The sequence below is a fragment of the Pseudomonas sp. AN-1 genome, from assembly GCF_034057115.1.
In the GTDB taxonomy this organism is placed as follows: domain Bacteria; phylum Pseudomonadota; class Gammaproteobacteria; order Pseudomonadales; family Pseudomonadaceae; genus Geopseudomonas.
On record NZ_CP139195.1, the window covers coordinates 2,048,149 to 2,067,372 of the forward strand.

Consider the following 19,224-nt stretch of genomic DNA (forward strand, 5'->3'; position numbering starts at 1 on the left):
GACTGTCAGGCGCTGGCGGCGACCTTCAGCTCGGCCTCCTCGGCCTTCTGCCAGGGCGCCTGCAGCTTCTTCCAGCACGGGTTGTTGAGGGTCATGTCCATGTCACGGGCGAAGATGGCGAAGCCGTCGAAGCCGTGGTACGGGCCGGAGTAGTCCCAGGAGTGCATCTGGCGGAAGGGGATGCCCATCTTCTGGAAGATGAACTTCTCCTTGATGCCGGAGCCGATCAGGTCGGGCTTGACCTTCTTGACGAATTCCTCGAACTCGTAGCCGGTGACGTCGTCGTAGAGCAGGGTGGCGTTGCCCATTTCCTTGATGGTGCGGTCGTAGTCGTCGTTGTGGGCGAACTCGTAGCCGGTGCCGACCACTTCCATGCCCAGGTCCTCGTAGGCGCCGATCACGTGGCGCGGACGCAGGCCGCCGATGTAGAGCATGACGCGCTTGCCCTCCAGGCGCGGACGGTACTTGGCGACGACGGCTTCCCACTCCGGCTGGTACTTGGCGATCACTTCCTCGCACTTGGCCTGGATCGACTCGTCGAACTGGGCGGCGATGGCGCGCAGCGACTCGATGGTCTTGGTCGGGCCGAAGAAGTTGTACTCCATCCACGGGATGCCGTACTTCTCTTCCATGTGGCGGGAGATGTAGTTCATCGAGCGGTAGCAGTGCACCAGGTTCAGCTTGACCTTGGGGGTCAGCTCGATCTCGGCGATGGAGCCGTCGCCGGACCACTGGGCGACCACGCGCAGGCCCATCTCTTCCAGCAGGATGCGCGAAGACCAGGCGTCGCCGCCGATGTTGTAGTCGCCGATGATCGCCACGTCGTAGGGGGTGGTGGCGAACGAGTTGTCCTCGTCGCGGGCACCCAGCACCCAGTCGCGCACCGCGTCGTTGGCGATGTGGTGGCCGAGCGACTGCGACACGCCGCGGAAGCCCTCGCAGCGCACCGGCACCACGGTGGTCTCGTGCTCGGCGGCCTTGCGCTTGGACACCGCCTCGATGTCGTCGCCGATCAGGCCGATCGGGCACTCGGACTGCACGGAGATGCCCTTGTTCAGCGGGAACAGGGTTTCCACCTCGTCGATCAGCTTGGACAGCTTCTTGTCGCCGCCGAAGACGATGTCCTTCTCCTGGAAGTCCGAGGTGAAGTTCATGGTCACGAAGGCGTTCACGCCGGTGGTGCCGATGTAGTAGTTGCGGCGGCCGGCGCGGGAGTACTGGCCGCAGCCCACCGGGCCGTGGGAGATGTGGATCATGTCCTTGATCGGACCCCACACCACGCCCTTGGAGCCGGCGTAGGCGCAGCCGCGGATGGTCATCAGACCGGGCAGCGACTTCTTGTTGGAGGTGATGCACTTCTTCGACTGGGCGACCGACTGGTCGTTGACGGCCAGGTGCTTGGCGCGGTCCTTGCGGGCTTTCTCGGGATAAACTTCCAGGACTTCCTGGATGAGGGATTCGACCTCTTCGCGCGACATACCGGACATGGGTATGACTCCTCTTGCCTTGCGTTCATGTGCGGGTAACGGATGGGCCGCACTGCGCCTGGCGCAGTGCGACGCTCCGGCAGGGCCCATCTGCCCTGCCCCGTCCTACGAGCGATGCGCTCAGGCGCTGACTTCCTCGGCAGCGGTCTTGCCGACGATGCTCATGTCCTCTTCTTCCATGATGCCGAACTCCATCAGCAGCGCTTCCAGCTCGTCCATGGTGATCGGGGTCGGGATGATCAGCTTCTTGTTGCTGACGATCTTGCTGGCCAGGGCGCGGTACTCGTCGGCCTGCTTGGCCTGCGGGTCGTACTCGATCACGGTCATGCGGCGGATTTCGGCGCGCTGCACCACGTTGTCGCGCGGCACGAAGTGGATCATCTGGGTGCCCAGTTTCTCGGCCAGGGCGATGATCAGCTCGTCTTCGCGGTCGGTGTTGCGGCTGTTGCAGATCAGGCCGGCCAGACGCACGCCACCGGAGTTGGCGTACTTCACGATGCCCTTGGAGATGTTGTTGGCGGCGTACATGGCCATCATCTCGCCGGAGCAGACGATGTAGATTTCCTGGGCCTTGTTCTCGCGGATGGGCATGGCGAAGCCGCCGCACACCACGTCGCCGAGCACGTCGTAGAACACGAAGTCGAGGTCGTCGTCATAGGCGCCTTCCTCTTCGAGGAAGTTGATCGCGGTGATCACGCCACGGCCGGCGCAGCCGACGCCCGGCTCCGGGCCGCCCGACTCGACGCACTTGACGCCACCGAAGCCGACCTTGAGCACGTCTTCCAGCTCGAGGTCTTCCACGGTGCCGGCCTCGGCGGCCATTTCCATGATGGTGTTCTGGGCCTTGGAGTGCAGGATCAGGCGAGTGGAGTCGGCCTTCGGGTCGCAGCCGACGATCATCACCTTATTGCCCATTTCGGCCAGGGCGGCGACCAGGTTCTGGGTGGTCGTGGACTTGCCGATCCCACCCTTGCCGTAGATAGCGCATTGACGCATTGCCATAATTGAGTTCCTCAGGTTTCGTTTCCACTGTCGTGGGCTGTAGGCCCGAACAAGCCTGCGCAACCTGGTCAATGCAGTGTCTGTGCCAGCCGCAAAAAACACTCGCAAGCCGTTGTATCCAAAGGAATTTCAATAAAGGCGAGAAACAGCGGAAGCGGTTCGGGACACAACAAAATCCCCGCAAGACATGTGGCAATGGCGACAACCCAACAAACTTCTCAACCCCTTCCTTATTGCCGAAAAAGTTCGCCACCGGGGCCTGTGGCAAACATGACAATTGTCGGCCGCGCACTTCCTATTGTCGGGCCGGATAATTACCCAGGATTCCTGGCGCAATTGATTAATCATTGAATATCAAGGACTTGCCAGCTCCTGCTGGGAGTGGTGCGGATATTGCGTAGCTCAACGCGCCATCACGCACCATCCAGCAGGAGAACCCTGTGAACAGCAGCCTGATCAACGAAATCCTCGCCGAGCTCCGTACGGGCCATGTGGTGCCCTACCTGGGGCCCGAGGTGCTGCGCGGGGTGGCCGACCGCGACAGCGGCCGACCGATGCCGGCCGACAGCGACAGCCTGATCCTCGCCATGACCGGCGGCCAGCCGATGTCGCCGCGGCTGATGTACGAGTTCCCGCGCGCCGCCATGCACCTGGAGAACAAGAAGGGCCGCAGCTTCATCGAGCGCTTCCTGACCCAGGCCTACGCCGGCGACAACTGGACGGCGTCGCCCGTGCACCAGTGGCTGGCCGACCTGGAGCTGCCCTACCTCATCGACTGCAACCGCGACAACCTGCTGCAGCGCCGCTACGCCGAGCGCCCGCACACCCTGGTGGTCGGCGCCGCACGCATCGCCGCCACCCCCTATCGCTTCGACCTCTACCAGGGCGAGGCCGGCCACTACCGCCCGCTCGAACTGGCCGAGGTCGACACCGCCCTGCCGGTGCTGTTCAAGCCGCTCGGCACGCCGCTGCCCAGGCCGAGCTTTGTCGCCTCGGACGCCGACTTCGTCGACTACATCACCGAGCTGATGGGCGGCTTCGCCGTGCCGGCCTGGCTCAAGCTGCGCCGCAAGAACAAGCGCTACCTGTTCCTCGGCATGCGCTTCAACCGCGACACCGAGCGCATGGTGATGAGCGACCTGATCCACGACGCCGCCGAACCGGCCGGCTGGGTGCTGATCGCCGAGCCGACCGACAAGGAACGCAAGGTCTGCGCGCGCAAGAACCTTCAGCTGGTCGAGGCCGACTGGAGCGAGCTGCTCGCGGCAGCCGCACCCGCCATCCCGGCCGGCAACCCCACCGCCACGCTCGTGGCCCGAATCCCTTGATCGACAAGAGAGCCTCACCATGCTGCTGAAAACCTACGAAGAGAAGAACCTCCTCTGCAACCTGAGCGTCAACGGCGCCACCAGCCAGGCCGACACCTACGCCTACCGCGGCGACCTGGTGCTGGCCGAGGGCGAGATCGCCGACGACGCCGGCCGCCGCCTGCCGCCGACCGCGGTGGTCAAGCAGGCTACCGTGCTGGTCAAGGGCGACAAGCTGGCCATGGTCAGCGGCATCGTCGTCCACCTGGCCGAGGTGCCGCTGTTCGTCGAGCGCTACCGCCACGACCTGGCGCCGGACATCCACGTGCTGTTCTACGTCGAGGACCTGACCAAGGCGCTGGCCACCGACCTCGACGGCGTCGGCATCATCCTGCTGCCGCACCCGGACGGCGGCGCGGCCTGGCAGACCCTGATGGACGACCTGCGCCTGGACAAGGACGACTTCAAGGGCCAGAGCGCCGAGGACAAGGTGATCACCATGGCCGAGGGCCTGGCCGACTACAAGCCGAAGCTCGACAGCCTGAGCTTCGAGCAGTGCCTGGCCTTCGTCAGCACCGTCAAGCGCGAGCACCGCGGTCCGGTCTGACTCTCCGCAGTCCCTTTCGGCTGCCAAGCCGGGTCAGGACGCACGCACTGTGCAGGGTAGGAGCGAATTCATTCGCGACCTTGCCGCGAAGTCGCGAATGAATTCGCTCCTACCGACCTTGTCGTGAGCCTGCCTGGCTCCTGAGCCACTCCCCCGCTCCTGGGGGAGTTTTCTTTTCAGGGCTCGCGGCGCAGCGCAGTGAACGCGCCCAGCTCCCACTCGCGCAGCGCCAGCAGCAGGCCGCAGCCGCGGCGCCTGGCCAGGGGCGCGGCCAGGCTCTCCTCGTGCAGCTCGGCGAAGCGCTGGCGCAGGCGGCGCACCTCGGCCTGCAGCTGGGCCAGCGCCGCCTCGGTGAGCATGCCGTGGGCGAAGCCGAGGGCCTGGTCGGCGCCAGCGAAATCGCTGGCGAGGAACTCGCCGAGACCCTGGCGCAGGAAGAAGCGCTGGATCGGCCCGTCCGGCCGCCAGTCGAAGTCGCGCGCCACGTTGAGGCGCACGCGGTTGCCGGGCAGCAGCTCGATCAGGCGCAGGCGGTCGAGGCGCGCCAGGCAGCGGATCGCCTCGGCCTCGCTGAGGCGGTATACGCTGAGGATGTCGGCCAGGCTCCACTGGTTGAGCACGCACACCGCCACCAGCAGCAGCTGGTCGTCGGAGACCAGCTCGCGCTCCTGGGCCTCGCTCAGGGTGTGCAGGCGCTGGCCGCTGGCGGCCGCCTCCTGGCTCAGCTCGGCGAGGGTGAAGCCGAGCAGATTGGCGATCTGCAGCAGGCGTTCCAGGGTGAAGCTGCCGCTGGCGAACAGGCGCTTGACGCTGGCCTCGGAGAGGTCGAGCTGGCCGGCGAGGTCGCGGTAGGTCATGCCGCGCGCCTTGAGCTGGCGCTTGAGGGTGGACAGCAGCTGGTCGAGTTCACTCATGGGACACGGGAAAGTAGCGTTTTTCGATACCTTGTAGTGTACGCGACGCGACCTTTTCCGCCGGAGTTTCGCATCACGCTTCCCGAGGCCATGCTCGGCTCACCTATCCCCTGGAGACCGCCATGGATCGCTGCTCCCGCCACCTGCCGCTGCTGCTCACCCTGCTGCTGTCGGCCGCCGCCCTGCTGCACGGGCCCATCGCCCAGTTCGAGGACTACCACGCCTTCGCCGACCGGCTGACCCTGTTCGGCATCCCCCACTTCTGCGACGTGCTGTCCAACCTCGGCTTCGCCGTGGTCGCCCTGTGGGGGCTGTGGCGCCTGGCGCCGCGCCGCCGCAGCCACTTCGCGCACAGCTGGCCGGGCTACGCGCTGTTCCTCGCCGGCCTGCTGCTCACCGCCGCGGGTTCGAGCTGGTACCACCTGGCACCCGACGACCACCGCCTGCTGTGGGACCGCCTGCCGATCGCCCTGGCCAGCGCCGGGCTGCTCGCCGGGGTGTGGGCCGATTGTCGGCAACGCGATGGCCGCGCCTTCGCCGCCCTGCTCGGAGCCTTCGCGCTGGCCGGCGTGCTGTGGTGGTACGTCACCGAGCTGACCGGCGTCGGCGACCTGCGCCCCTACCTGCTGCTGCAGCTGCTGACCATCCTGCTGATCCCGCTGTGGCAGTGGCTGCATGGCCGCCCGCGCGGCGAGCGCCTGGCCTTCGCCGGTGCCATGGGCCTGTACCTGCTGGCCAAGCTCGCCGAGCTGCTCGACCACCAGCTGGCCGCCCTGCTCGCTCCGCTCACCGGCCATACCCTCAAGCACCTGCTGTCCGCCGCCGCTACCGCGGTGGTGGTCGCCCAGCTGGCGCGCCGCGCGCCGCTGGCCAGCGACACGGACGCGGTGGCACCATCGCGCCATTCCCTCCACCACTCCTGAGCTCAGGGACCGATCATGCTCAAGCTCCTCCTGCGCAACCTGCTGCAGCGCCTGCTGCGCGTGCGCGTGCACGGCGAAACGGACGTGTTCGCCAACCCGCGCACGCTGATCGTCGCCAACCACGAATCCTTCCTCGACGGCCTGCTGCTCGGCCTGTTCCTGCCGGTGGACGCCACCTTCGTGGTGCACTCGCAGATCGCCAGCCGGCCGCTGCTGGGTTTCCTGCTGCGCTTCGTGCCGCACCTGGCGGTCGACTCGACCAGCCCGCTGACGATGAAGCAGATCGTCCGCCTGGTGGAGAGCGGCCGGCCGGTGGTGATCTTCCCCGAGGGGCGCATCACCCGCACCGGCTCGCTGATGAAGGTCTACGACGGCGCCGGCTTCGTCGCCGCCAAGACCGGCGCCACCGTGGTGCCGGTGCGCATCGACGGCGCCGCGCGCAGCTACTTCGGCCGCCTGGCCGGGGTCTATCCGCGCCGCCTGCTGCCGCAGGTCGACCTGTACGTGCAGCCGCCGCGGCAGATCGCCATGCCGGCGCTGCCCTCGGCCAAGCAGCGCCGCCGCCGCGCCGGCGAGCTGATGCGCCACATCCTGCTCGACATGCTGGTGGCCAGCCGGCCGCGGCGCACCCTGTTCGAAGCCTTCCTCGACGCCAAGGCAGTGTTCGGCAGCGACTACCAGCTGGTCGAGGACGTGCGCATGGTCGAGGAGTCCTACGGCTCGCTGCTGAAGATGGCCCTCGGCCTCGGTCGCCTGCTCAGCCGCCACACCGCGCCCGGCGAGATCGTCGGCGTGCTCACCCCCAACGCCGCGCCGACCCTCGGCCTGGTGCTCGGCCTGTCGCTGAATACGCGCATCCCGGCGATGCTCAACTACACCGCAGGCAAAGACGGCCTGCAGGCGGCCTGCACCGCCGCCGCCATCCGCACCGTGGTCGCCTCGCGCACCTTCGTCGACAAGGCACGCCTCGGCGGCCTGCTCGACGGGCTCGAGGGCGTCCGCGTGCTCTACCTGGAGGACCTCAAGGCCGAGCTGACGCTCACCGACCGCCTGTGGCTGCTCGCCCACCTGCTGATGCCCCAGCGCGCGGCCGCGGCGCAGAGCCCCGACGATCCGGCGCTGGTGCTGTTCACCTCCGGCTCGGAGGGCAAGCCCAAGGGCGTGGTGCACTCGCACGACTCGCTGCTGGCCAACGTCGCCCAGGTGCGCGCGGTGGCCGACTTCACCCCGCTCGACAAGTTCATGATGGCGCTGCCGCTGTTCCACTCCTTCGGCCTGACCTGCGGCGTGCTGCTGCCGCTGGTGTCCGGCTGCAAGGTGTTCCTCTATCCCAGCCCGCTGCACTACCGCATCGTCCCCGAGCTGGTCTACGACCGCGACTGCAGCGTGCTGTTCGGCACCTCGACCTTCCTCGGCAACTACGCCAAGTACGCCCACCCCTACGACTTCGGCCGCCTGCGCTACGTGGTGGCCGGCGCCGAGCGCCTCAACGAAGAGGTGCGCCAGACCTGGATCGACAGGTTCGGCATCCGCATCCTCGAAGGCTACGGCATCACCGAGTGCGCGCCGGTGGTGGCGGTCAACGTGCCGATGGCCTGCCGGCGCGGCAGCGTCGGCCAGCTGCTGCCGGGCATCGAGCATGAGCTGGAACCGGTACCGGGCATCGACCATGGCGGCGCCCTGCACCTGCACGGCCCGAACCTGCTCAAGGGCTACCTGCTGTTCGACCAGCCCGGGGTGATCCAGGCCCCGCCGGCGATCCGCCCCGGCTGGTACGCCACCGGCGACATCGTCGAGCTCGACGCCGACGGCTTCCTGCACATCCGCGGCCGCCTCAAGCGCTTCGCCAAGCTGGCCGGCGAGATGGTCTCGCTGGAGGTGGTCGAGCAGATCGCCGGCGAGGCCGCGCCCGGCTTCGCCCACGCCGCGGCGACCCGAGGCGACGCCGCCAAGGGCGAGGCACTGGTGCTGTTCACCACCGCCCCCGAGCTGGCCCGCGAGCAGCTGCTGGCCGCCGCGCGACGCCTGGGCGCCAGCGAGCTGGCGGTGCCGCGCGACATCCGCCGCCTCGACGCCCTGCCGCTGCTCGGCACCGGCAAGACCGACCACGTCGCCCTCAAGCGCCTCGCCGCCACGGAGCAGCCGTCATGAGTTCGCCGCTCGACCTGCTCAGGGCACGCCGCTTCGCCCCGCTGTTCGTCACCCAGTTCCTCGGCGCGTTCAACGACAACCTGTACAAGAACGCCCTGGTGGTGTTGCTGACCTTCCAGGCCGCGCAGTGGACCAGCCTGTCCATCGGCCTGCTGGCCAACCTGGCGGCCGGCCTGTTCATCCTGCCGTTCTTCCTGTTCTCCGCCACCGCCGGCCAGCTCGCCGACAAGTACGACAAGGCCACCCTGGCGCGCTGGACCAAGCTGCTGGAGATCGTCATCGTCCTGCTCGCCGGCGCCGGCTTCTGGGCGCACAGCCTGGAGCTGCTGCTCGCCGCGCTGTTCCTGCTCGGCCTGCAGTCGACCCTGTTCGGCCCGGTGAAGTACGCCATCCTCCCCCAGCACCTGCACGAGGACGAGCTGGTCGGCGGCAACGCGCTGATCGAGGCCGGCACCTTCGTCGCCATCCTGATCGGCACCCTGGCCGGCGGTCTGCTCGCCGCCGTCGAGGGCGGCAGCCTGTGGATCACCGCCGCCTGCCTGGCGGTCGCCGTGGTCGGCTACTGGAGCAGCCTGGCCATCCCCGCCGCGCCGGCCCCCGAACCGCAACTGAAGGTCAACCCCAACCCGCTGAGCGAGACCTGGCGCAACATCGGCTTCGCCCGCGAGAACCGCACGGTGTTCCTGTCGATCCTCGGCATCTCCTGGTTCTGGCTGTACGGCGCACTGCTGCTCGCCCAGTTCCCGGCCTACGCCAAGGACGTGCTGGGCGGCAGCGAGAGCGGCGTGACCCTCTTGCTCGGCATCTTCACCTTAGGGATAGGCGCCGGCTCCATGCTCTGCGAGCGGCTGTCCGGCAAGCTGGTGGAGATCGGCCTGGTGCCACTCGGCTCGATCGGCCTGACCGTCTTCGGTCTCGATCTGGCCTTCGCCTCGCCGGCCGTGCCGCCGCCGGCGCCGCTGGCGCTGGCCGAGCTGCTGCAGGCGCCGGGTACCCTGCGCGTGCTGTTCGACCTGTTCGCCTTGGGCCTGTTCGGCGGCTTCTTCATCGTGCCGCTGTACGCGCTGATGCAGCTGCGCTCGGCCGCGGCGCACCGCGCGCGGATCGTCGCCGCCAACAACATCCTCAATGCGCTGTTCATGGTGGTCGGCGCCGGCGCCGCGGCCGGGATGCTCGCCGCCGGGCTGTCGATTCCCGAGCTGTTCGCTGCCGCCGCGCTGATCAACGCGCTGGTCGCCGTGTACATCTACCGGCTGGTGCCGGAGTTCCTGCTGCGCTTCCTCGACTGGCTGCTGGTGCACTCGGTCTACCGCCTGGACAAGCAGGGCGTCGAGCACATCCCGCAGAGCGGCCCGGCGCTCTTGGTGTGCAACCACGTCAGCTACGTCGACGCCCTGGTGATCGCCGCCGCCTGCCGCCGGCCGATCCGCTTCGTGATGGACCACCGCATCTTCCGCTGGCCGCTGCTGTCGTTCGTGTTCCGCCACGCCCGCGCCATCCCCATCGCCCCGGCCAAGGAGGATGCCGCGCTGCTGGAGAAGGCCTATGCCGAGGTGGCCGCGGCGCTGGCCGCTGGTGAGCTGGTGGCGATCTTCCCCGAAGGCCGCCTGACTCCGGACGGCGAAGTCGGCCCGTTCCGCCCCGGCATCCAGCGCATCCTCAGGCGCCACCCGGTGGCGGTGCTGCCCATGGCGCTGTCCGGGCTGTGGGCCAGCCCGTTCTCGCGCCGGGCCACTTCACTGCTGCGGCGCCTCGGCCAGCTGCATCCGCTGCGCCGCGTCACCCTCAAGGTGGGCGAGCCGGTGGCGGCGCAGGCAGCCGAGCCGGAGGTGTTGCGGCAGAAGGTGATCGAGCTGCGCGGCGAGGTTGCTTAGCCGTGACTGCCCCTGCCTGGCGCTGGCAACTGGTATGCCCGGGCTGGGCGAACTGATCCTTCCCCCCCCGCGCATCGAGCGGGCAGGATTGACCGCCGCGCACCGGCCGCCTCGGCGGGCCCGAACGCCGGGGCGGCGGCCGCATCGTTCAACGGGGAGCCCTGTGCATGTCATCCAGCGTCGCGCTGACCGATCCGATACTGCTCAACAGCCTGACGCTGACCGCACTCGCGCTGGTCAGCGCGACCTTCGTCGTGGCCGTCGTCCGCGCCTGCCGCCAGGGGCTGCGGCCGGCCCTGTGGGGCGCGCTGACCTTCGTGGCCTTCGCCCTCGTGCTCAAGCCCCTCGGGCAGGCGGCCACAGGTCCGCTGCCCATCCCCGGCCCGGCGGACGCTGCGGCCTTGCTCGCGTTCGTCCTGGGCAGCGCCGGCATCGCGGGCCTGTTCGAGGAAACCGGCAAGTGGATCGCCCTGCGTGCGGGGCACCGCCGACGGACGCTCGCCAAGCCCTGGGTGCTCAGCTTCGCCGCGGGCTACGCCATCTGCGAAACCTGGGTGGTGGGCAGCGGCCACGTCCAACTGCTGCTGCTCGCCAGCGACGGCGAGCTGCTGGCACGCCTGCAGGACGGTATGCCGGCCGCGGCCGTCGCCGCCCTGCAGCAGCGGATCGCGGCTCTCGACGCAGCAACGGCGATCTGGTTGCTGACCGAGCGCGCCGCCGCGGTCGTGCTGCAGATCGGCCTGGTGTGGATGGTCTGGAACGCCATCGAGCGGCGGCGAGCGGCCTGGCTCGCCGCTGCCGTGCTGGCCCATGCCCTGATCGACGTGCCGGCCGCCCTGTTCCACACTGGGACGCTGCCGTTGTGGGCAATCGAAATCTTCTACCTGTCACTCGCCCTGCTGGTGGTCGTGCCGGTGTGGCGGCATAGCGCCGCAGCCCTCGCGAAGTACTGACACTCACCTGGAGCATCACCTGAGCATGAACTCGTGGACGATTCGCCCTTACCTGCCCCATGACCTGGAGGACTGCATGACCGTCTGGCAGGACGCCAGCCGCAAGGGACACCCCTTCCTTCCCGAAGCCGTACTGACCCGGCAGGCCGCCAGCCTGCGCTCGACCTGGATCGCGGCCGCCGAAACATGGGTTTGCGTGGCATCCGACGCAGTGATCGGCTTCGCGTGTCTTTGCGGTGACGAACTGGCCGGCCTGTTCGTATCCCCGGCCTGGCAGGGGCGAGGTATCGGCAGGGCGCTGGTACAAAGACTCCGTGCGCCGGAGCAGCGACTGCACGTCAGCGTCTACCAAGACAACCTGGCGGCACACCGCTTCTATGAGGCCATCGGCTTTGTACCGACTCACACTCTAGCCAGGGATGGCGATGGGGAGCCATTTCCTGTAGTGCGCATGACTCTCGCCCCCGATCACTGATGAGCAGGCCGAAGCTGGACTGCTCGGCTATAGCCGACGAATCCGGTCACCCGCGTGTAGCCGAGCGACTCGTAGAGCCGCTGAGCCCCGACGTTGGTCTCGGCGGTTTCCAGGGTGACGGCCGCGGCGCCCGGATAAGCACCAGTTCTGAAGAAAATGACAAACCAGTCGACGGCTCTCGCCTCCCTGCTGCAACTCGACCGTGACAAGGCGGGCGATTCGCTGCGCCAGCAACTCTACCGGCAACTGCGCGAGGCGATCGTGACCGGCAGATTACGCCCCGGCCATGCGCTGCCCTCGACCCGGCAACTGGCTGCCGCGCTGGGCATCGCGCGCAGCACCGTGGTCGAGGCCCTCGACCAGCTCAAGTTCGAGGGCTACCTCGAGACTCGCCAGGGCGCCGCGACGCGCGTCGCCGAGTTTCGCGCGCCTCCCGCCGGCGCCACTGGCATGCCCGGCGAACCGGCTGCCGGCGCGATGGCGGACGTGGCATCGGCCCTGTGGGTCAACGACGACCCGCCCAGCGCGGTGACCCGCCGGGCCTTTCGTCCGGGGCTGCCCGACCTCGGCGCCTTCCCCGCCGCGGACTGGGCCGCCTGCCTGGCCTCTCGGGCCCGCCGCCCGCTCGCCCATGACCTCAGCTACGAGGGCTACACCGGGGTGCCCGCGCTGCAGGCGGAAATCGTCCGCCACGTCGCCCAGGCGCGACACGTGAATGCCGATCCCGCCCAGGTCGTCGTCCTGCCCTCCGCCCAGGCGGCCTTCGACGTCGCGGCGCGCTGCTGCCTGCGGGCGGGCGACTGCGTATGGCTGGAGGACCCGGGCTACCCGGGCGTGCGTGGCCTCTGGCGGGGCCATGGCGCGCGGATCGTGGATGTCCCCGTCGACGCCCAGGGCATGAATTTCGAGCACGAGCGCAGCAGGCCCCGGCTGATCCACGTCACCCCGTCGCACCAATACCCGAGCGGCGCGCCCCTCTCCCTGCCGCGGCGCTTCGCCCTGCTCGAACGCGCCAGGCAGGTCGACGCCGTCATTCTCGAGGACGACTACGACAGCGAGTTCCAGTATGCGGGCTTGCCGATTGCCAGCCTGCAGGGCCTGGATCGCGCGCAGCGGGTGATGTACGTGGGCACCTTCTCCAAGACCCTGGCCCCGGGCATGCACGTCGCCTACCTGATCGTCCCGCCACGCTTCGCCAGACTGGCCCACGCCGTCGCCAGCCTGGCGGGCATGGCGGTGCCCGTGCACCTGCAGCTGGCGCTGGCGGATTTCATGCGCCACGGCTTCCTGCGCCGGCATGTCCGCAGGATGAATGCGCTCTATGCAGCTCGCATGCGCACGCTGATCGACACGCTGAAGGCCGGCGCTCCGCCGGGCGTGAAGATTCCCGAGCAGGGCGGCGGGCTGCAGCTGACCATCAGCTGGCAGCAGGGACCGGACGACACCCGGCTGGTCGCCCTGCTCGAGGCGCAGGGGCTCTGCGCCCTGCCCCTGTCCCGGCTCTGCCATGTCGAGCGGCGCCATGGCCTGGTGCTCGGCATCGGCCTGGTGGACGCCGGCTCGATCGGCCCGCAGGCCAGCAGGCTCGCCGACCTGCTGAAGACGCAGTTCTAGGTGCTCGCGAGTTGCCTGGCGCAGCCTCAGACGTCGAACTGGCCAAAGACCGCCATCATGCCCAGCACCGCCACGAGGAGGCCGACGCACTGCACCCAGATCTCCTCGCGGTGACCACTGCGCCAGCCATGGCGCGGATAGCGGCCTAGGGTGAGCAGCTTTACCCACGGCCAGCCGAGCCAGTAGCACAGGGTGCCGAGCAGGAAATCGCCGACGATGTCGGCTAGCAGGCGGACGACGAGAGACAGCAGCTGGTCCATGGGCAAACCTCGCTCAGTGTCCGCCCAGGACGACGATCACGAAGCGCAGCCAGATCCCCGCCACCAGCAGGTTGCTGGCGGCGAAGGCCAGCAGGCGGTGCATCACGTGGTTGTAGGTCAGGTAGATCAGGCTATGCAGAACGCGCAGGGCCACGTAGGCCCAGGCCAGGCCGAGGAACGGCCCATCGACCGCATGGGTGACGAACAGCATCAGCGCCAGCACATAGAACAGCAGCGGCACTTCCAGCAGGTTCATGAACACGCGGTTCGGCAGCCGCACCTGCGCCGGCACCCGCTCCGACTCGCCGCAGCGGAAGTCCTCGGCGGTGAGCTGCCCGGCGAAGGCGGCGCGCAGGCGGCGCCAGGGAATCAGCAGGAGGACCAGCAGGGTCCAGCCCATCAGGGCCGCGACCGGCCAGAAGATCGTCGTCTGATACAACAGCAGGCCCCTCCATGTGCCCGGTCATCCGCATGCGGACTGGCCGGGCAATCCCGGTGCGAATGCCTGCATTCCGCCGGTCGGACGTTAACGCCGCCGCGCGAGCCTTGTCCATCGGAACCGCGCCGGGCTGCGAAGCCACCCCGTAAGAGCAAAACGGCCGAAGCGGATCCCTCCGCCCCGGCCCAGTCTCCACCTGTGCTACCTACAAGAGCCTATCAGGCCACCTCATCCTCGCTCAGCTCGAACCGCACCCGCTCCTCCGCGCTCTTGCCGAGCAGCTTGGCCAGCCACGGCGGCGGCGCGTCGGCCATCACCCGCTGCAGTTCGTCGAGCACCTGCGCGGCGGGGCCGCCCTTGGGCTGCTTGAGCGGGTGGATGCCGGCCTTGACCACCTTGGCCGCCGCCGGGCCGCCGATGGAGACCACGCAGAGCACCTGGCAGTCGGCGATCTGTTCGACGCGCCAGGCGTTCTTGTCCTCGGCGAGGTCGCCGTCCAGGGTCGAGCGGATGTCGACCAGCGTCCTGCCGCCGGCGCCGAGCTGGTAGACCAGGAAGCGCAGGCAGGAGCCGAAGTGGCCGTCGAGCTGCTCGCCGTTGTTGGAGGCGACGGCCACGCGGATCGAGCCGGGCGGCAGTTCGGCGAGCGCCACCGGCCTGGGCAGGTCGTCGGCCACGGTCTCGCCCCAGAGGATGCGCACGGCCTCCTTGAGCGCGCTCATCGGCGTATCGAGCAGGTCGACGTCCTCCTCGGAGCCGGCCAAGCCGACCTTGAGGTCGGTGACTGTGACCCCCTGCAGGCTCTGCTCGGTCAGCGGGCCGTTGATGTGCTGGTGGAGGATCTCCAGCAACTGGCCGACCGCCACGCCGGGCAAGGCCCGGGCGGCCAGGGCGATGCGCAGTGCGGTGTCGCGACTCATGTTCGGTTGGGTATCCATCGGCGGCTTCCTCGGCGGGTCAATCAATCGTCATCGTCGTCATCGTCGTCATCGTCTTCGTCGAGCACCCGCGTGATGCGCTGGTAGACCTCCACGCGGTCGCCCTCCTTCAGCGGGCTGTCCAGCTTAACGAACTTGCCGAACACGCCGACCTTGTGCTTGTTCAGGTCGATCTCCGGGCAGTAGCGCAGCAGGCCGGACTGCTCGATGGCCTGCGCCACGCTGCTGCCCTCGGCGACCTGGCAGCTCAGCAGCAGCGGTCGGGGGGCGGCGTACACCACAGCGACTTTCATGGCATTCACTCCTGTACCGGGCTCATTGCAGGACGATCAGCTCGCCGTGGGATCGGATGCGCCGCTCGGCGCGCCTGCGGTCGAGCACGCGCTTGGCGGCCAGCAGGAAGCCGAGGACGATGAAGGCGCCGGGCGGCAGGATGGCCAGCAGGATGCCCTGGAAGCCGGGCAGCACGGTGATCTCCAGCCACTGGAAGTGCGGCCCCAGCAGCGACGAAGCCTGGGAAAACAGGGTGCCGCTGCCGAGGATCTCGCGGATGCCGCCGATCAGCACCAGCACCCAGGTGAAGCCGATGCCCATGCCGGCGCCGTCGAGCATCGCGGGAATCACCGGGTGCTTGAGGCTGAACGACTCGGCGCGGCCGAGCACCGCGCAGTTGGTGACGATCAGGGCGATGAACAGGCCGAGCACCTTGTACAGCTCGTGCATCCAGGCGTTCATCGCCATGTCGATCAGGGTCACCACGCCGGCGATGATGGCGATCATCACCGGGTTGCGGACCTCGGGGGCGATGGTGTGGCGCAGCGCCGAGATGATCGCGTTGGTGCAGATCAGCACCAGGGTGGTGGCCAGGCCCATGCCCAGGCCGTTGGTGGCGGTGGTGGTCACCGCCAGCGCCGGGCAGAGGGCAAGCATCTGCACCAGGGCGACGTTGTAGTCCCACAGGGCGCTGGTGAAGTACTTCCAGGGACTGGCCGAGGCCGGCGCGCTGGCGGCTGTGCAACTGCTGCTCATGGTTGCTTCTCCTGTTGGCGGGCGCTCAGGCGTTCGGCCTGGCGGACCTGGAACTGCAGGGCCTGCAGCACGCTCCTGACCACCGCGCGCGGGGTGATGGTGGCGCCGGCGAACTGGTCGAAGCGGCCGCCGTCCTTCTTCACCTTCCACTGCTCCAGCGGCGTGCTGGCCAGCGACAGGCCGTCGAAGGCCCTGATCCAGTCGCTGCGCGAGGCCTCGATCCTGTCGGCCAGGCCCGGGGTCTCCTTGTGGCTCAGCACGCGCACGCCGAGGATGCGGCCCTCGGCATCCAGGGCGATCAGCTGCAGGATCGGCCCGCCGTAGCCGATGTTGCTGACCTGGAAGGCCACCGCCGTCAGCCGGCCGTCCTGGCGCGCCGGGTAGACCTCGACCGCCCCCAGCTCGGCGTCCTGCACGGTGAAGGCGTCCTGCAGGGGGTTGTTGTCGTACAGCGCGGCCGGCAGCACCTGGCGCAGCACGGCCAGGCGGTCCTCGAGCTGCTGGGCGGCGATCTGCCCGTGGGTCAGGCGGTCGCCGACCAGCAGCAGCACGGCGACCAGCGCGCACACCGCGGCCAGCGACAGGCCTTGGTACTCGATGCGCCCGCGCCAGCGCGCGAGCAGCGACGGCGGGGTGGCTGCCGGCTCCGCCGGAATCGGAATGGTCTCGCTCATGCCTAGCCCTCCTGCTTGACCTGGCTGGTTTGCCGGCCGATGGCCAGCGGCTTGCCGCCCGCCGTGCGGCCGTAGGCGCGCGGGCGCCAGTAGCGGTCGATCAGCGGGCTGAGTGCGTTCATGAACAGCACGGCGAAGGCCACCGCCTCGGGGAAGCTGCCCCAGGTGCGGATCACGTAGACCAGCACCCCGCAGCCGGCGCCGAAGATCAGCCGGCCCTTGCGGCTGACCGGCGAGGTCACCGGGTCGGTGGCGATGAACAGCGCGCCGAGCAGCAGCCCGCCGCTGGCCAGGTGGTAGAGGCCGCCGGGATAGCGCGCGGGGTCGATCTGGTGGGCGATGGCGGCGAGGACCAGCACGCCGAGCAGCATGCTCAGGGGGATCTCCCAGTGGATGACGCGGCGGAAGAGCAGCCACAGGCCGCCGAGCAGCAGGAGCAGCTCGGAGGTCTCGCCCAGGCTGCCGGCGCTGCTGCCGAGCAGCGCCGGGACCAGCGCGAAGTCGCCGGCGAGGATCGCCTCGGCGCTGCGTCCGAGGGTCAGCTCGGTCTTCAGGTTGCCGAGGGCGGTGGCGCCGCTCATGCCGTCGGGCAGGGCGCCGCCGAAGGTGATCGCCAGCCCCTCGACGAAGCCCGGCGCTGCCGTCGAGCCCAGCGGCGCCGGCAGCGCCCAGCTGGTCATCTGCAGCGGGAAGGCGATCAGCAGGGCGACGCGGGCGAGCATCGCCGGGTTGAAGATGTTCTGGCCGATGCCGCCGTACAGCTGCTTGCCGATGCCGATGGCGAAGGCGGCGCCGCCGACGCCGATCCACCAGGGCGCCCACGGCGGCAGCGACAGCGCCAGCAGCCAGCCGGTGAGCAGCGCCGAGCCGTCCAGCAGGCGCCTGAGCGGCTGGCCGAGCCAGTGCAGGCACAGCGCCTCGGTGGCCAGCGCGCTGACGCAGGTCAGCAGCCACAGGTTGATCGCCGGCCAGCCGAACAGGTACAGGCCGAACAGGGTGGCCGGCAGCAGCGCTAGGCACACCTGCAGCATGATGCGGTTGACCGACGAGCGGTCGTGGGCGAAGGGCCCGGATATGGCGCTCGGGGTGCTCATGACTCCACCTCGCTGGTCTTGCCCGGTTTGGTTTTGGCGGCTGCCTTGGCCGCCTTGGCCGCGGCCTTGGCGGCCTCCTCCTCGGCCAGGCGCGCGGCGCGCGCCTCGGTCAGCTGCCTGATGTAGTCGGTCTTGCGCGCGCCCTGGCGGCGCTCGTCCTGGCGGCCCATGGCGTACTGGAAGTACTGCACCAGCGGGATGTGCGAGGGGCACACGTAGGAGCAGCAGCCGCACAGGATGCAGTCGCGCAGGCCGTAGTCGTTGGCGCCGTCGAGGTCGTCGACCCGCGCGCGGGCGGCCATCTCCACCGGCAGCAGGCCCATCGGGCAGGCGTCCACGCAGCTGGCGCAGCGGATGCACGGCGACGCCTCGTCGTTGCGCAGCTCGTGCGGCGCCAGCGCCAGCAGACCGGTGGCGCCCTTGATCACCGGCGCCTGCAGCGACGGCAGGGTCACCCCCATCATCGGCCCGCCGAGCAGCAGGCGCGCCGGCTCGCGGACCAGGCCACCGCAGGCGTCGATCAGCGCCTGCGCCGGGGTGCCGATCAGGGTCTCCAGGTTGCGCGGGTTGCCCACGCAGCTGCCGGCCACGGTGACCACCCGCGAGATCAGCGGCCGGCCGTGGCGCAGCGCCTGCTGGATGGCGTACACGGTGCCGACGTTGTGCACCAGCGCGCCCACCGAGGTGCTGCGCGCGTCGGCCGGCACCTCGCGGCCGGTGACCGCCTGGATCAGCTGCTTGGCCGAGCCCATCGGATAGAGCGCCGGCACCGCCTCCACCTCGATGGCGCCGTAGGGCTCGCTGGCCGCACGCATGGCCGCCAGCGCCTCGGGCTTGTTGTCCTCGATGCCGATCACCACCCGGTAGGCGCGCAGGATGTGCTGGATCAGCCGCGCGCCGTCGACGATGGCCTCGGCGCGCTCGCGCATGATGCGGTCGTCGCAGGTCAGGTAGGGCTCGCACTCGCTGCCGTTGACCAGCACGGTCTTGATCTCGTGACGGGTGCCCTGCTTGAGCTTGACCGCCGCCGGGAAAATCGCCCCGCCCATGCCGACGATGCCGGCCTGCGCCACCCGCTCGGCGAGCAGCAGCGGGCTCTCCTCGAACGGGTTGGCCGGCACCTCCAGCTCGATCCAGCGATCCTCGCCGTCGGTGTCGAGGACGATGCCGTTGACCGTCAGCCCGGACGGATGCGGGGCGAGGATCGGGCCGATCTCGACCACGGTCCCCGAGCTCGGCGCATGGATCGGCGCCGACAGCTCCGAGGGCGAGCTGGCGATCAGTTGGCCCTTGAGCACCCGCTCGCCGACCCTGACCAGCGGCAGGGCCTCGGCGCCGGCGTGCTGGCGCAGCGGCAGGTAGAGGCGCGGCGGCAGCGGCAGGCTGCCGATGGTCAGCGCCGAGGAGCGGTCCTTGTGGGCGGCCGGGTGGACGCCGCCGCGGATGCGGGCGGGATTGAACATGCTGGGACTCCGTGGGTGAT

Annotated in this window: 19 protein-coding genes; 8 read left to right on the forward strand and 11 right to left on the reverse strand. The window is 69.2% G+C overall.

Annotated features, from left to right (window positions below):
• Positions 1 to 5: 5 nt before the first annotated feature.
• Complete coding sequence (gene nifD / locus SK095_RS09435; RefSeq protein ID WP_320548691.1) at positions 6 to 1,487, reverse strand: nitrogenase molybdenum-iron protein alpha chain; 1,482 nt, start codon at positions 1,485 to 1,487, stop codon at positions 6 to 8.
• A 120-nt stretch (positions 1,488 to 1,607) separates the two neighbouring features.
• Positions 1,608 to 2,489, reverse strand: coding sequence for a nitrogenase iron protein (gene nifH / locus SK095_RS09440; protein ID WP_136489255.1), 882 nt, complete (start codon positions 2,487 to 2,489; stop codon positions 1,608 to 1,610).
• A gap of 440 nt (positions 2,490 to 2,929) precedes the next feature.
• On the opposite strand from nifH, the gene SK095_RS09445 reads away from it, so the two are divergent.
• Positions 2,930 to 3,817 carry an SIR2 family protein gene (locus SK095_RS09445; protein WP_201485709.1) on the forward strand — a complete coding sequence of 296 codons (888 nt, stop codon included), beginning with the start codon at positions 2,930 to 2,932 and terminating at the stop codon, positions 3,815 to 3,817.
• Positions 3,818 to 3,836: 19 nt separating this feature from the next.
• Positions 3,837 to 4,403, forward strand: coding sequence for a hypothetical protein (locus SK095_RS09450; protein ID WP_320548692.1), 567 nt, complete (start codon positions 3,837 to 3,839; stop codon positions 4,401 to 4,403).
• 176 nt (positions 4,404 to 4,579) lie between these two features.
• On the opposite strand, the gene SK095_RS09455 is transcribed toward SK095_RS09450, so the two are convergent.
• Positions 4,580 to 5,317 carry a helix-turn-helix transcriptional regulator gene (locus SK095_RS09455; protein WP_320548693.1) on the reverse strand — a complete coding sequence of 246 codons (738 nt, stop codon included), beginning with the start codon at positions 5,315 to 5,317 and terminating at the stop codon, positions 4,580 to 4,582.
• Between the two features lie 122 nt (positions 5,318 to 5,439).
• Here SK095_RS09455 and SK095_RS09460 point away from each other — a divergent pair, with 122 nt between their 5' ends.
• The 6 genes from SK095_RS09460 to SK095_RS09485 all read left to right on the forward strand — a co-directional run bounded on the left by SK095_RS09460 (position 5,440) and on the right by SK095_RS09485 (position 13,307).
• Positions 5,440 to 6,240: a protein phosphatase 2C-like protein gene (locus SK095_RS09460; protein WP_320548694.1), complete on the forward strand. Its 801-nt coding sequence runs from the start codon at positions 5,440 to 5,442 to the stop codon at positions 6,238 to 6,240.
• Between the two features lie 15 nt (positions 6,241 to 6,255).
• Positions 6,256 to 8,391 (forward strand): bifunctional acyl-ACP--phospholipid O-acyltransferase/long-chain-fatty-acid--ACP ligase, encoded by a 2,136-nt coding sequence (gene aas / locus SK095_RS09465; RefSeq protein WP_320548695.1) that lies wholly within the window; start codon positions 6,256 to 6,258, stop codon positions 8,389 to 8,391.
• On the forward strand, positions 8,388 to 10,265 hold the full coding sequence (locus SK095_RS09470; protein ID WP_320548696.1) for an MFS transporter: 1,878 nt from the start codon (positions 8,388 to 8,390) through the stop codon (positions 10,263 to 10,265). The genes aas and SK095_RS09470 overlap by 4 nt, the downstream gene beginning before the upstream one ends.
• Before the next feature lie 167 nt (positions 10,266 to 10,432).
• Positions 10,433 to 11,218, forward strand: coding sequence for a YhfC family glutamic-type intramembrane protease (locus SK095_RS09475; protein WP_320548697.1), 786 nt, complete (start codon positions 10,433 to 10,435; stop codon positions 11,216 to 11,218).
• Between the two features lie 76 nt (positions 11,219 to 11,294).
• Entirely contained in the window at positions 11,295 to 11,693 is a 399-nt protein-coding gene (locus SK095_RS09480) for a GNAT family N-acetyltransferase (protein WP_320548698.1), read from the forward strand.
• Positions 11,694 to 11,849: 156 nt separating this feature from the next.
• Positions 11,850 to 13,307 carry a PLP-dependent aminotransferase family protein gene (locus tag SK095_RS09485; RefSeq protein ID WP_320548699.1) on the forward strand — a complete coding sequence of 486 codons (1,458 nt, stop codon included), beginning with the start codon at positions 11,850 to 11,852 and terminating at the stop codon, positions 13,305 to 13,307.
• A 26-nt stretch (positions 13,308 to 13,333) separates the two neighbouring features.
• On the opposite strand, the gene SK095_RS09490 is transcribed toward SK095_RS09485, so the two are convergent.
• From SK095_RS09490 to rsxC, 8 genes are all read right to left on the reverse strand, one after another.
• Positions 13,334 to 13,567, reverse strand: a complete 234-nt coding sequence (locus tag SK095_RS09490) for a hypothetical protein (protein ID WP_320548700.1) — start codon at positions 13,565 to 13,567, stop codon at positions 13,334 to 13,336.
• Between the two features lie 13 nt (positions 13,568 to 13,580).
• Entirely contained in the window at positions 13,581 to 14,006 is a 426-nt protein-coding gene (locus SK095_RS09495; RefSeq protein WP_320548701.1) for an MAPEG family protein, read from the reverse strand.
• Positions 14,007 to 14,224: 218 nt separating this feature from the next.
• Positions 14,225 to 14,944, reverse strand: a complete 720-nt coding sequence (locus SK095_RS09500) for a dinitrogenase iron-molybdenum cofactor biosynthesis protein (protein WP_320548702.1) — start codon at positions 14,942 to 14,944, stop codon at positions 14,225 to 14,227.
• A gap of 23 nt (positions 14,945 to 14,967) precedes the next feature.
• Positions 14,968 to 15,237, reverse strand: a complete 270-nt coding sequence (locus tag SK095_RS09505; RefSeq protein ID WP_320548703.1) for an RnfH family protein — start codon at positions 15,235 to 15,237, stop codon at positions 14,968 to 14,970.
• A 22-nt stretch (positions 15,238 to 15,259) separates the two neighbouring features.
• Positions 15,260 to 15,973, reverse strand: a complete 714-nt coding sequence (locus SK095_RS09510) for an electron transport complex subunit E (protein WP_136489269.1) — start codon at positions 15,971 to 15,973, stop codon at positions 15,260 to 15,262.
• Positions 15,970 to 16,647, reverse strand: a complete 678-nt coding sequence (rsxG, locus tag SK095_RS09515) for an electron transport complex subunit RsxG (protein ID WP_320548704.1) — start codon at positions 16,645 to 16,647, stop codon at positions 15,970 to 15,972. Before rsxG ends, SK095_RS09510 begins: the two co-directional genes overlap by 4 nt.
• 2 nt (positions 16,648 to 16,649) lie before the next feature.
• A complete protein-coding gene (locus SK095_RS09520) occupies positions 16,650 to 17,741 on the reverse strand; it encodes an RnfABCDGE type electron transport complex subunit D (protein ID WP_320548705.1) in 1,092 nt (363 codons plus the stop codon).
• Positions 17,738 to 19,204: an electron transport complex subunit RsxC gene (gene rsxC, locus SK095_RS09525; protein ID WP_320548706.1), complete on the reverse strand. Its 1,467-nt coding sequence runs from the start codon at positions 19,202 to 19,204 to the stop codon at positions 17,738 to 17,740. The genes SK095_RS09520 and rsxC overlap by 4 nt, the downstream gene beginning before the upstream one ends.
• Between the last annotated feature and the right edge of the window lie 20 nt (positions 19,205 to 19,224).

Excerpts from the sequence above, each read along its gene's own strand:
- SK095_RS09490 (WP_320548700.1), bottom strand. The coding sequence starts at position 13,567 with ATGGACCAGCTGCTGTCTCTCGTCGTCCGCCTGCTAGCCGACATCGTC.
- nifD (WP_320548691.1), bottom strand. The coding sequence starts at position 1,487 with ATGTCCGGTATGTCGCGCGAAGAGGTCGAATCCCTCATCCAGGAAGTC.
- rsxC (WP_320548706.1), bottom strand. The coding sequence starts at position 19,204 with ATGTTCAATCCCGCCCGCATCCGCGGCGGCGTCCACCCGGCCGCCCAC.
- SK095_RS09455 (WP_320548693.1), bottom strand. The coding sequence starts at position 5,317 with ATGAGTGAACTCGACCAGCTGCTGTCCACCCTCAAGCGCCAGCTCAAG.
- rsxG (WP_320548704.1), bottom strand. The coding sequence starts at position 16,647 with ATGAGCGAGACCATTCCGATTCCGGCGGAGCCGGCAGCCACCCCGCCG.
- SK095_RS09460 (WP_320548694.1), top strand. The coding sequence starts at position 5,440 with ATGGATCGCTGCTCCCGCCACCTGCCGCTGCTGCTCACCCTGCTGCTG.
- SK095_RS09475 (WP_320548697.1), top strand. The coding sequence starts at position 10,433 with ATGTCATCCAGCGTCGCGCTGACCGATCCGATACTGCTCAACAGCCTG.
- SK095_RS09510 (WP_136489269.1), bottom strand. The coding sequence starts at position 15,973 with ATGAGCAGCAGTTGCACAGCCGCCAGCGCGCCGGCCTCGGCCAGTCCC.
- SK095_RS09450 (WP_320548692.1), top strand. The coding sequence starts at position 3,837 with ATGCTGCTGAAAACCTACGAAGAGAAGAACCTCCTCTGCAACCTGAGC.
- SK095_RS09480 (WP_320548698.1), top strand. The coding sequence starts at position 11,295 with ATGACCGTCTGGCAGGACGCCAGCCGCAAGGGACACCCCTTCCTTCCC.
- nifH (WP_136489255.1), bottom strand. The coding sequence starts at position 2,489 with ATGGCAATGCGTCAATGCGCTATCTACGGCAAGGGTGGGATCGGCAAG.
- SK095_RS09500 (WP_320548702.1), bottom strand. The coding sequence starts at position 14,944 with ATGGATACCCAACCGAACATGAGTCGCGACACCGCACTGCGCATCGCC.
- aas (WP_320548695.1), top strand. The coding sequence starts at position 6,256 with ATGCTCAAGCTCCTCCTGCGCAACCTGCTGCAGCGCCTGCTGCGCGTG.
- SK095_RS09520 (WP_320548705.1), bottom strand. The coding sequence starts at position 17,741 with ATGAGCACCCCGAGCGCCATATCCGGGCCCTTCGCCCACGACCGCTCG.
- SK095_RS09505 (WP_320548703.1), bottom strand. The coding sequence starts at position 15,237 with ATGAAAGTCGCTGTGGTGTACGCCGCCCCCCGACCGCTGCTGCTGAGC.
- SK095_RS09485 (WP_320548699.1), top strand. The coding sequence starts at position 11,850 with ATGACAAACCAGTCGACGGCTCTCGCCTCCCTGCTGCAACTCGACCGT.
- SK095_RS09470 (WP_320548696.1), top strand. The coding sequence starts at position 8,388 with ATGAGTTCGCCGCTCGACCTGCTCAGGGCACGCCGCTTCGCCCCGCTG.